Here is an 11,811-nt window from a genome sequence, read left to right on the forward strand (position 1 = left end):
ATTCAATTTTTTAACAACTATGGAATCTATTTTTAATACTCAAACTGTAAATTCAATTTTTGATAGAATTGAAAAATTAGACAAAAACACACCTGCTATTTGGGGTAAAATGGATGCAGCGCAAATGCTTAATCACTGTCAAGCTCCAATAAACGTCATGCTTCAAAAAAAAGATTATGGCCTTAAATCTAATTGGTTTATGAAGCTTTTAATAAAAAAATCACTGTATAGCGATAAACCATACCGAAAAAACCTACCAACGGTTCCTGCTTTTAAAGTTCAAACATCTAAAAGTTTTAAAACCGAAAAAAAAGAACTTATTGAGTTAATACAAGAACTTTACAGCCAAAAATCTAAAAACACATGGCAACCTCATCCCGTTTTTGGGCATTATACTAACGAGCAATGGGCAATGTTACAATACAAACATCTTGACCACCATTTAAAACAATTTGGAGTTTAAAAAAGAAGAAATAATTAAATGAATTATCCTCCACAAAAACATCAAGATAATAATATAAATAACCTAATTACGGTTATAAAAACCTATCCGTTAGCAACAGTAATTTCGGTTAAAGATAATACACCTTTAATTTCTCATTTACCATTAATTTATAATAGTAATGGTAAACTAGTTGGGCATATAGACATATACAATCCTCAAATAAATTTACTAAAAGACAATAACGAGGTTACTATTATTTTTTCTGGGCCAGAATGTTATATCTCACCAAGTATTTATACCACTACCCAATTACCAACCTGGAACTATATAAAAGTACATGTAAAAGGAAAAGTAAAAGCAATAGAGAGTAAAGCCCAGTTAAAAAACTCATTAATAGAAATGACTGCTTTTTTAGAGCAACCAGACCATAAATATGTTTTAGAGCCAGATAATCCTAGATTAGATAAAAACCTGGATTATATTAAAATGTTCGAAATTGAAATAACCAATTGGGAAGGAAAATTTAAGCTCTCGCAAGACAAAAAACCAAAAGATATTGCCAATGCAAGAGCTCAACTTATACAAGCTAACCAAGAAAGTATTAAAGTTTTTCTTGACAAGGTCTTTGCTTAATTATTTTTTATTTAACTCTAATTTTTCAGCAAAATAATCACAAAAATCCTTCATTGTAGCTGTCATTTTTTCGTCTTGAGTTGCACGGTTAAACGTATTACTCATTGCTACTAATGTTTGGTGAAAAAACACTTTCATTTCATCTACAGGCATATCTTTAGTCCATAAATCTATACGTAAAGATTCTTGTGCAGCGCTATCCCATACAGACAACATCATAGCTTTAGCTTCTGCATTTGTAATACCTCCATCTTGAGCCGTCCAGTTTAATTTTTCTGGTACACGGTTTTCATCTAATTCTACATTTAATTGTATTTGCGATTTTATATTAGCCATTATCTACGTGGTTTAAATTTTGCGTTATCAAATATTTCTTTTGTGCTTTTAGTAAGCATTTGTTTAAAGGTTACATTGTTATTTTCCATGTAAGCTCTTACAATTTGCCAACCTATATACTGCCCTATTCTTCCAGGCGATTCGTTATCTATTTCTTCTAAATAAAATTTAGAAAATGGCGCATCGTTAATAAAGCGTGATGGTAGTTTAGAATTGGTGCTAAATAGTAATTCTTTATCTACAAAATAGCGCCATATATTTTCTTCATTTGCTTTTGCCCAATCTATTTGTTCTTGAGAATAACCTATTTTTTCTGCATCTGTTTTAAAAGGAATAACCATATCTTTAAAATACAATTGCTTACCTGCATAAATAAGTTCGTCTAAAAGTGTTTTACGTTGCTGCTGGAACATAAAACCTTTAGCATAGCTTTCGGCGAGATCTACAACCATTTGCTCTGCTTTTAGGTTTTTTCTAATATAATCCTGTATGCCTTGATAAAAGTAATGCGTATCACCTAAATAATTAGCTAAAGGCAAAACCACAATAGTATCTGTAACTACAACTTTATTTCTATAATCCACATTAGATGCAACAGTTACTACTCTTGGTGTATTAAATTCTGGAAAATAATATTTTAAGTGTTTAAAGAGAGAAACAATGTCTTGAGTTTCATTTGTAAAACTTTTAAAAGCTTTTTGTGTTTCGGTTTGAATTTCCTGTTGTAAAGTATCTTGCATTTGTGCTACCCAAAAATCGTCTTCATATTTAGATGAAAACATAAACGGAAACGCTTGCTTTAATTTTGGTAAATCTTGCGGTGATGCATTAGCAAAAGCCAAATCAAAACGTTCTATAGAGACATCTAACGGCAGTTTTGCTATTTCAGATTCTACTTTATCATCATTTCCGCAGGAAAGCACAGTAAAAATTAACAAAAGGACAAAAAAACATTTATTCATATAATCTAAAGGCGTTTTATTTTTATTTAGAATACGTTTGGGTTATTTTTGTTTGCAAAGGTACTATTCTTTGACTTAAATCTCTTTAAAAATGCAAACAGAAAAAGTAGCAAAACATATAATTAATTGGTTAAAAGACTATGCTGTTAACGCAAAAGTTAATGGTTTTGTTGTAGGCATATCTGGCGGAATTGACTCTGCCGTTACGTCAACCTTATGTGCAGAAACAGGTTTAGATGTGCTTTGTATAGAAATGCCTATACATCAAGCTGCTAGTCATGTTTCTAGAGCTCAAGAGCATATTAAGCAATTAAAGGAAAGATATCCTAATGTAAAAGATACAAGAACAGATTTAACTCCTGTTTTTGAAGAATTTAAAACCGAAGTCTCTCTTGATGGCGAACAAGCCACTGTAGATATGGCTTTAGCTAACACGCGTGCACGTTTACGCATGACTACTTTATATTACCATGCCGGCCTTTTGGGCCTTTTAGTTGCTGGAACAGGAAATAAGGTTGAAGATTTTGGTGTTGGCTTTTATACTAAATATGGCGATGGTGGCGTTGACTTAAGTCCTATAGCAGATTTGCTTAAAAGCGAAGTATACAAAATAGGAGAATATTTAAAAGTTCCTGCATCTATTATGGCGGCAGCTCCTAGTGATGGATTATTTGGAGATAGCAGAAGTGATGAAGACCAAATTGGAGCCTCTTATCCAGAATTAGAATGGGCGATGGAAAAAAGTGAGAATGGTATGACAGAAAAAGACTTCAGCGGAAGAGAAAAAGAAGTTTTCAAAATCTACAAACGTTTCAATAACTCCAACAAACACAAGATGGTAGCAATACCAATTTGTGAAATTCCTAATAATTTAAAGTAATAGCTACTACTATTTTAAAAATTCTTACCTTTGTACTGCTATATAATTTTTCAAAAAAGATACTGCTAACTCGTTATAGGGAAACACGTTAGCTATATTTTAAAACAAACAAACAAAAAACAATGGTCAAGCTATTAGTAGTTGACCCATATCCTATTGTTAGTAAAGGTCTCGAACTTGTTTTTGAAACAACAAGAGATGTCTCCTTTATTGGTACACTTAGTGATGGTGAGGCAATTTTCGATTTTCTTAAGCACAACAAAGTAGACGTTATACTTTGTGAAATAGACCTGCCAAAACTTAATGGTATTACTGCACTTAGAAAAATTAGAAAAGAATATCCCGACGTTAGAGTTATTATTTTTAGTACACAACCTGAAGAAGTTTATGCATTAAATGCCATTAAGCTTGGTGCTGCAGGTTACCTTTCTAAAACCACAGATATTATTACCATAAAAGATGCTATTATAAAAGCATACATGGGAAATACATATTTAAGTGAAGCCATGACTAAGCGTTTAATGCAAAGTAAAAAAAGTAGCGAAGGACAATCGTTTTTTAAAAAATTATCAAATCGTGAAATTGAGGTTTTAAAACTATTAACCTCTGGTAAACGTAATAAAGAAATTGCGCAAGAGCTTGATATTAATGAGAAAACAGTAAGTACTTATAGAGCGCGATTAATGAAAAAACTAAACGTTACAAATCTTGTAGACTTAGTTAACCAAGCTAAGCAACTCGCTTTATAAAACACGGTTTAGCTTTCTGGATAAAAGCATTTTTAGTCCAGAATAATCTTTTACTTCTTCTAAAACAGAAATATTTACCTCGTTTATATTAGCCATGGTTTGCTGTTGAAACCCAATAACCTTTTGGTCTATTAAATGACATCTTAAACTTAAAATAGTTTCACTTACCAATTGCGATACACTATCTGTTTTATGCTTTGGAAAAATATTATTACGTTCCCAATCAGATAATTCGTAACGCTCATCTTCCATTAAAATAGTTGTAATCTGGTTACCTATTTCGGCATCTACAGTATTTATCATGTGCTCTGTAGCCACATCTGGATTTTGGTTTAAAGTTTCTATAATACGGTAGTATAAATCTTTAAACTGTGGGTTTGAAAACTCCATTTCATCTTCCTGCAAATCTAAAAACACCTTTTCAAAAACTTTAGATTGCTGTACTACTGGCTCTAAAACCAGCTCGCCTTCTTCGTTTTCTTTAAGTACTAAATCTTCAAAATCTTCGGTTCTATTACCATAAAGCAATAGTACTTCAATAATTTTTCGCTCTAAAACATACTGTACATCAACTTTTTTAACTGGTTGCTGGTGTTTTATAACATCAAACGCTTTTGGTGCGCTTGGTGCTTGTTTTGTAGCATTTTGATTGTCTTTTTTATCTATTTGTGCCAAAGTACTAAAAAGCACTTCTTCACTAATATCCATAATACGTGCACATTCTTGTATGTACACTTCCTTTTTAATACGGTCTGGAATTTTAGCAATACTATTCATTATATCTCTAATAGTATCGGCTTTTTTTATTGGGTCGTTTTTAGAGTCTTCGTATAAAACCGAAGCTTTAAACTGTATAAAATCTTTAGCATTTTCGTTTAAATAATGCTTTAACTCATCTAAAGTATTGGTTTTAGCAAAACTGTCTGGATCTTCACCTTCTGGAAAAGTACAAACCCTAACATTCATACCTTGCTCAAGTATTAAATCTATACCACGAAGCGAGGCACGCATACCAGCTGCATCACCATCAAAAAGTACCGTTATGTTTTTAGTTAAACGGTTTATAAGTCTAATTTGTTCGCTTGTTAAAGCCGTACCAGAAGACGATACAACATTTGTAACTCCCGTTTGGTGTAGTTGTATAACATCTGTATAACCTTCTACTAAATAACAGTTATCTTCTTTTGCTATACTTTGTTTTGCATGGTAAATACCGTAAAGCACTTTACTTTTATGGTAAATATCACTCTCTGGAGAGTTTAAATATTTTGCTGCTTTTTTATCGCTAGTTAAAATACGACCACCAAAACCCAAAACACGACCACTCATACTTTGTATAGGGAACATAACACGACCTTTAAACCTATCAAACTGTTTATCGCCTTTGTCTATAGTTAATCCCGTTTCTGCTAAAAACTCTAGCTTATAGCCTTTTTTAATGGCATGGTCTGTAAATGCGCTCCACTCGTCTGGCGAATACCCTAAATTAAAGTTTTTAATAGTTTCTTCTGTAAAACCACGTTCTTTAAAATAGCTTAAACCAATGGCTTTACCTTGGTTGGTTTTATGCAGGATATCTTGAAAATAATTATTTGCAAACTCACTTACCAAGTATAAACTTTCACGTTTGTTTTGCGCTTCTTTTTGTTCGTTAGATTGCTCTGTTTCTTCAATTTCTATATTGTATTTTTTAGCCAAATACTTTATAGCTTCTGGATAGGTAAAATGCTCATGCTCCATTAAAAAAGCGACCACATTACCACCTTTACCACTAGAAAAATCTTTCCAGATTTGTTTAACTGGAGATACCATAAAACTTGGCGAACGCTCGTCGCTAAATGGGCTTAAACCTTTAAAGCTACTACCAGATTTTTTTAATTGCACAAAATCGCCAATAACTTCTTCTAGTCTGGCGGTTTCGTATACTTGGTCTATGGTAGATTTAGATATCAATTATTAATAAGATTTTAGTGTAAAAATATGAGTTTGTAAAGGTACTATATTTACAAGCCTTTTAAAAACATCTATACTTACAAACTTGATTTTGTGAAATAAAAACGCTTACTTCGTTAGGCGTTTGATATAAAATATACCAATGTTAATATTAGAATGCATTGTACCCAATTAAAACCGAACTCAAATCTGAATGTATAGTGTCGAGGAAATAAGAGAAAACTACAAAAGATTTTCCGATTCACAAATCGAGAATATTTCCCGAAACGAATCAAAAGGTTTAAGAAAAGAAATACTCGGAATTTTAAAAGCGGAAATTGAAAAACGCAATTTGGACGAAAGACTCATTACTTGGGTCGATGCAGAAACCAATACTCTGACGGATTTTGAAAAGCAATCTCTGATAAGGAAAATCGAAAATCTGAATTGTCCAAACTGTGGACAAAAAAGGAGTAAGCTAATCGGACAAGAGTTCAATACGATTATTTCTGTAATTCTTTGGTGTAACGACATAACTGAAAACAGAATTCTCTGCTATTATTGTGGGAGAAATAAAAAATTCAAATCTTATCTGATTACTGGCTTTGCTGGCTGGTGGTCGAGACGTGGAATATTATTGACACCTTACACATTGATAAAAGACATAATTAACATCTTTTTCCAAAAGAAAATAAATGACAGAATAATCACAGAATTCATTGAACAAAATAATGGAATGTTTAGATTACACGGAACAGACGATAAAAACTTATATAATTTAATTTCGTGGCATAATAATGATTACGAAATTCAGGAAACGGATGAAGAATCAGAAACTGAAAAATAACTAGGTACAACAACCTATAAAATTAATTGCTTGGTACGAGCCTACTCACAAAAATCCAAACAGAATTTATTGTAAGCTTCTGTTGGTTATTTTAATTTAAAAATACTTATATAGCTTAATGTTTAATTAAAACCTCACTAACATTTAATGTTAAACAGATTGTAAACATTATGAAGCACCGGCTATTTAAATTATTTTATATTTTTTCTATTGTAGTGTCTTTAATAATTTTGATTTTTCCATCAAATTATAAAACAGCTGTTTATACACCAAATGTACTAGGATATATTTGGCTTCTATTTTTTCCGGTTATTATAACTTCTTATATTTATTTGATGATTAAGGATAAAAAAAGCCGAATGAAAAATAGCATAATTATATTGCTGTTTATACTTACAACTATATCTATCTGGCTCTATAAAAGTTATGCTAATGGAAACCTTTAATTGTAAACTATAATAAAAACTGCCTACAACACCGCATAAAATTAATTACTAGTAAAAGTCTACTCACAAAAATCTAAACAGAATTTATTTTAAGCTTCTGTTGGTTATTTTAATTTAAAAATACTTATTTAGCTTAATGTTTAATTAAAACCTCACTAACCTTTAATATCAATACGCATTAAAACCAAATCACTTCTAAAATTAATGGACAATATTCTATTCTTTAAATTAATTACTACAATTATCCCTCTAATTTTTATTATTGGTGGAATATATTTAGCAATAACTGAATGGAAAAATAAAATTTATGTAATAATATGTTGTATTGTAATTTTAATTGGTGGAATTAATTTAAAGGATTCTCTTTTTGATTCGCCTAACTTAACTGAATCTAAAATATATCATAATAAATTTAAAGAATTAATTGCTTCAGATATTGAAAAGATAATTGTGAAAAGTGAATTTATTTCTAGAGAATATGAAATAAAATCTAAAGAGATAACTGATAAAAATCATATTAAAAAAATATTGGAATTTATGAAGTTTAATCAATCAAAAACTTTTGAGTTTAAAGATTGGAGTCCTGAAAGTTGTTATAATTTGGAATGTATTACTTATAAAAATGAAATATTTAAATTTCATATTTGTGAATCTGAAGATAATAGAAGTTATATAGATATTCTTTATTCTAAAAATGAAAATTTTATAAAAATCGGACAATACAGAAATGACTTTATTAAGGAATTAAAAATATTGGATTTTAAATAACATGTTACAACACCGTTAAACAAACCTACCAATTCCTTATTCAATTTTTAATGAGGATTTTAATTTTATTAATACATTTAAATCACATTTATAATAACATATGGAAAACACATTTCAAGTAATCATTGTTTTTTTAGTCATTGCAACATTTGTTTTTTTCTTATGGGTTTTACCTATTTGGTTGGGTTTAAAATGGGCAAAAATTAAAAACGTCTCTAAATTATGGATGCTTTTTGGTTTTCATCCTGTTGCTGGTTGGATTACTTTTTTAATTATTAGGTATGGTATAGACCCTAAAAAGCAATGCGAACAATGCAAAGAGCATATTAAACTTGAAGCTAGAATTTGTCGTTATTGTGGTAACCAAATAAGCGAGCAAGACCTAAAATTAGCCATTACTGCTTACCAAAACAGAAAAAATTAAAGCAAACTTTAAGCTTAGCAATATTCTACTTTAAAATCATAAAAAAAAGCTAAAACACACAGGTTATAAACTAAAACCTTTATCTTAAATTCTTTAAAATATTAAAATATAGAATGGGAAAATTAAAAGATAAAACAGACGCTAAAATTGCAGCAGGTCGCGCGGCAAAACCTGAATTTATGCAAGGTGTTGATACAATTATAAATAAAGCAAAAGCTTTTGAAGAAGGTAAAAACGCTATTAAAGTTGGAGAAAAAGCACCAGATTTTGAGTTACCTAATGCTAATAATAATATAACATCTTTGGCTACTTTTTTAGAAAAAGGTCCTGTAGTTGTTACATTTTACAGAGGCAGTTGGTGCCCATATTGTAACTTACAACTTAGAGCTTTACAAGATAAACTAGAGGTTATAAATAATTTAGGCGCTACACTAATTGCCATAAGCCCAGAAGTTCCTGATGGATCTTTATCTAAAAATGAAATTAACGACATGGATTTTATTGTACTAAGCGATCAAGATGCTAAAGTAGCTTCGCAATATGGTGTTGCATGGCAAGTACCAGAATTTTTAATGGAACACATGAAAGTTGATAGAGGTCTAGATTTAAAGAAAATAAATAATGGTAATGCTAATGTATTACCAATTCCTGGCACATTTATTATAGGTAGTGATGGCATTGTAAAATGGAACTACGTTAATGTAGATTACAGAACACGATCTGAGCCCGACGAAATTATTGAGGTTTTAAAAAATATTTAAAACTAAAAAATCCTCTTCTTGAAACAGAAGAGGATTTTTTTAACTAATTCACTTAAAATTATTTTAATCTAAATCTACTCTTAATCCCAAAGAGATATTGTTTTGTTTTAAAGCATCGTTTTTAAAAGTTTCAGATAAATCGTACTTAGCATACAAACTTAAATCGCCAAAACCTACATACGCTCCAACACCATAAATAAATGGGTTAACATCAAAGTTTCCGTTTTGTTTTACTTTTACATTATCATCATCTTCTTCGTATTTTATTTTTTGTCTTGAGCCAATATTTACACCTGCATAACCACCAATTCCTATTTTAAATTTATCCCAAGTATGAAATCTCACGCGGTCTTTTTTCTCTACTTTAGTATATGGACCAAATTCAAAATAAATTGGCACTACTAGATTTGTTGTTCTAAATTTTATTTTTTTAGCATCTATACCAAAAGTATCTATTATTGTATTGCTACCTTCTTGTGTAAAGTACTGGTTGTCTTTTAAATTATATTTATTAAACTGAAAAGAGAAACCGTATTTAAGTCTTGCAAAATTAGAGTTTTTTGCTAATCGTGTTTTCCAGTTCCAGCCTAGCTCTACAAAGCCAGAACCTCCCAATTTGTATGGCGAATCGCTTAAGGATACTCCATCAATAATTGCATTATTAAACCCAATAGCAAATACCATATCGTTAGATGTGCGAATATCGTATTTTACTGGTTTACTCTCTGAATCTGAAATTTTTAATCCTGCAAGATTAGCATCGTTATCTCCAAAAGAGATGGAAACTTTGCGTTGATCTTTTACACGTTTACTATAAGGAAATGGTAAATTATTACGTTTATTAAAAGCGATACGCTTTTCTAGAATATCTATACGGTTTTCTATATTTAAAGCTCTTTTTTTAGCAACTTCCTGTTTTAAATTTTCGCCTTGCTCGTAAGTAATATCTTTACTACTAACGCGTTTGTTAATAGATTCTACTTCAATTTTAAGCGCTTCTTTCTCGTAAGCTCTAATGTTTTCTCTTAATGCTTCAATTTCTTCTGGAGTTGCTTCAAGCTCGTCGTTTTCTTGTGCAACTGCATTAGTTAAATACAAACTAAAGAGTAAAAAAATTGTAATTTTTGTAATTGTGTTCATGCTGTTCGTTTTTTAATTTGATTTTAATTGATGTTATTATTGTTCTTGTGTATTTGTTATGCGTTCTGCCATGACATCTTTTGCACTATAAAAGCCGTCTTTTACTACGGTAAGAAGTTTATCTCTAAAAGTACGTTCTAAATCGTCTTCTACTTCGTTTAAAATGCTATTATGGTCTAACACTACTGTTGTTTGTGTTGCTGTTTTAGAGACTTTGCTTTGTGCTGCTTTTAGCAATTGTTCTATTTCATCATCTAAAACTACTGGCTTTTCAACGGTTTGCGTTTGCGCTACAGTTTCTATATTTATTGTTGCTTTGTTAACCTTTAAACCAGAACCTGCAATACTTGTTACAGTTTTAATTTTATTGGTTTTTGTTTCAGTTTTAACTAATGTTGTATTGTATTTTTTAGCCTTTTCTTTACTGTTATTGTTTTGTGTTTGTACACTTTTTAATTGCTTTCCTGTTGTTACAGTTTGATTTTGTGTATTAACCTGGGCTGCACGTGGTTCAACTTTTGTAGCTTTTTCAATAGTATTATTAGCATTATTAATTTCTTTTAAATACTCTGTATTTATTTCTACAACATTTTGGTTTGGTATTGTTTGACTAGTGTTATTAAACATGATATTATAAACTAATAACATACCAATAAAACTTGCTGCAATTGTTAACCACCAAAATTTATTTTTAGATTGGGTTTGTGGTGTGTTCTCTAAATTTTTAGACAAGGTTTCCCAAGCATTAGCTGAAGGATTTATTGTTCTATTTTCGAGCTTTTCTTTTATGTTTTCTTCAAATTTAATTGGTGCCATAACTCGATGTATTAATGGTTTTTATTTGCTCTTGTAATAATTGTCTCGCTTTAAATAATTGCGATTTTGATGTGCCTTCGTTTATGCCTAACATATTTGCAATTTCTTTGTGCTTGTATCCTTCTATTGCATACATTACAAATACTATTTTATAACCTTCTGGCAATGCATCTATAAGTTTTTGAATGTGCTCTACATCTAAATCTGTTTGACTGGAATCGTAAGTTGTATTATGAGATTCTATAGTATCTGAACTAAATTCAATTTGCTTTTTTTTCCTTAAAAAAGAAATAGATTCTCTTACCATAATACGCCTAATCCAACCTTCAAAACTACCTTGAGATTTAAAGCTTTTTAAATTAGAAAATACTTTCAAAAAACCATTTAACATTGCTTCTTCAGCATGTTGCATATCTTTTATATAATAACGACATACACTTAGCATTTTTGGCGCATGCAACTCATACAACACACGTTGTGCTTCACGATTATTATCGATTGCCTTTTTTATAAGCTTTGCTTCGTTTTTGTAGAGTTGAATGACTTTCAAAAAACTGTTAGTTTAGTGGTTCTATTTATAAAGACGCAAATGGTTTACAAATGGTTGCCTCTTATTAAAAAATATTTTAATATTAATTTATAAAGCTAACAATTACAAGGCTTTATAGATTA

14 protein-coding genes are annotated in these 11,811 nt (G+C 30.3%); 8 read left to right on the forward strand and 6 right to left on the reverse strand.

Going from position 1 to position 11,811, the window contains the following annotated elements; translation table 11 throughout:
- Positions 1–19 precede the first annotated feature (19 nt).
- Both LACAL_RS02200 and LACAL_RS02205 read left to right on the forward strand, forming a co-directional pair.
- Positions 20–463, forward strand: coding sequence for a DUF1569 domain-containing protein (locus LACAL_RS02200; protein ID WP_013869065.1), 444 nt, complete (start codon positions 20–22; stop codon positions 461–463).
- 18 nt (positions 464–481) lie between these two features.
- On the forward strand, positions 482–1,078 hold the full coding sequence (locus tag LACAL_RS02205; RefSeq protein WP_013869066.1) for an FMN-binding negative transcriptional regulator: 597 nt from the start codon (positions 482–484) through the stop codon (positions 1,076–1,078).
- Here LACAL_RS02205 and gldC read toward each other — a convergent pair whose 3' ends face one another.
- Entirely contained in the window at positions 1,079–1,414 is a 336-nt protein-coding gene (gldC, locus tag LACAL_RS02210; protein WP_013869067.1) for a gliding motility protein GldC, read from the reverse strand.
- Positions 1,414–2,376, reverse strand: a complete 963-nt coding sequence (gene gldB / locus LACAL_RS02215) for a gliding motility lipoprotein GldB (RefSeq protein ID WP_013869068.1) — start codon at positions 2,374–2,376, stop codon at positions 1,414–1,416. The genes gldC and gldB overlap by 1 nt, the downstream gene beginning before the upstream one ends.
- A 91-nt stretch (positions 2,377–2,467) precedes the next feature.
- Between gldB and nadE the strand changes: the two genes are divergently transcribed.
- Complete coding sequence (nadE, locus tag LACAL_RS02220) at positions 2,468–3,256, forward strand: NAD(+) synthase (RefSeq protein WP_013869069.1); 789 nt, start codon at positions 2,468–2,470, stop codon at positions 3,254–3,256.
- A 122-nt stretch (positions 3,257–3,378) separates the two neighbouring features.
- Positions 3,379–4,005, forward strand: coding sequence for a response regulator transcription factor (locus tag LACAL_RS02225; protein WP_013869070.1), 627 nt, complete (start codon positions 3,379–3,381; stop codon positions 4,003–4,005).
- On the opposite strand, the gene dnaG is transcribed toward LACAL_RS02225, so the two are convergent.
- A complete protein-coding gene (gene dnaG, locus LACAL_RS02230; RefSeq protein WP_013869071.1) occupies positions 4,000–5,958 on the reverse strand; it encodes a DNA primase in 1,959 nt (652 codons plus the stop codon). The two genes, LACAL_RS02225 and dnaG, sit on opposite strands and share 6 nt — an antisense overlap.
- 193 nt (positions 5,959–6,151) lie before the next feature.
- Between dnaG and LACAL_RS02235 the strand changes: the two genes are divergently transcribed.
- The 4 genes from LACAL_RS02235 to LACAL_RS02250 all read left to right on the forward strand — a co-directional run bounded on the left by LACAL_RS02235 (position 6,152) and on the right by LACAL_RS02250 (position 9,183).
- The gene (locus LACAL_RS02235) at positions 6,152–6,784 is read left to right on the forward strand and encodes a hypothetical protein (protein WP_013869072.1); all 633 of its coding nucleotides are present in this window, start codon (positions 6,152–6,154) and stop codon (positions 6,782–6,784) included.
- Between the two features lie 650 nt (positions 6,785–7,434).
- On the forward strand, positions 7,435–7,998 hold the full coding sequence (locus LACAL_RS02240) for a hypothetical protein (RefSeq protein WP_013869073.1): 564 nt from the start codon (positions 7,435–7,437) through the stop codon (positions 7,996–7,998).
- A gap of 100 nt (positions 7,999–8,098) precedes the next feature.
- Positions 8,099–8,422: a hypothetical protein gene (locus tag LACAL_RS02245; RefSeq protein WP_013869074.1), complete on the forward strand. Its 324-nt coding sequence runs from the start codon at positions 8,099–8,101 to the stop codon at positions 8,420–8,422.
- A 113-nt stretch (positions 8,423–8,535) separates the two neighbouring features.
- A complete protein-coding gene (locus tag LACAL_RS02250) occupies positions 8,536–9,183 on the forward strand; it encodes a peroxiredoxin-like family protein (protein ID WP_013869075.1) in 648 nt (215 codons plus the stop codon).
- A gap of 63 nt (positions 9,184–9,246) precedes the next feature.
- Here LACAL_RS02250 and LACAL_RS02255 read toward each other — a convergent pair whose 3' ends face one another.
- From LACAL_RS02255 to LACAL_RS02265, 3 genes are read right to left on the reverse strand one after another with little or no spacing between them, the layout of a single operon-like run.
- Positions 9,247–10,323, reverse strand: a complete 1,077-nt coding sequence (locus LACAL_RS02255) for a hypothetical protein (RefSeq protein WP_013869076.1) — start codon at positions 10,321–10,323, stop codon at positions 9,247–9,249.
- Positions 10,324–10,359: 36 nt separating this feature from the next.
- The gene (locus LACAL_RS02260; RefSeq protein WP_013869077.1) at positions 10,360–11,139 is read right to left on the reverse strand and encodes a hypothetical protein; all 780 of its coding nucleotides are present in this window, start codon (positions 11,137–11,139) and stop codon (positions 10,360–10,362) included.
- A complete protein-coding gene (locus LACAL_RS02265; protein WP_013869078.1) occupies positions 11,126–11,689 on the reverse strand; it encodes an RNA polymerase sigma factor in 564 nt (187 codons plus the stop codon). Before LACAL_RS02265 ends, LACAL_RS02260 begins: the two co-directional genes overlap by 14 nt.
- Positions 11,690–11,811 lie beyond the last annotated feature (122 nt).

It is taken from the genome of Lacinutrix sp. 5H-3-7-4, assembly GCF_000211855.2.
Classification (GTDB): Bacteria; Bacteroidota; Bacteroidia; order Flavobacteriales; family Flavobacteriaceae; genus Lacinutrix.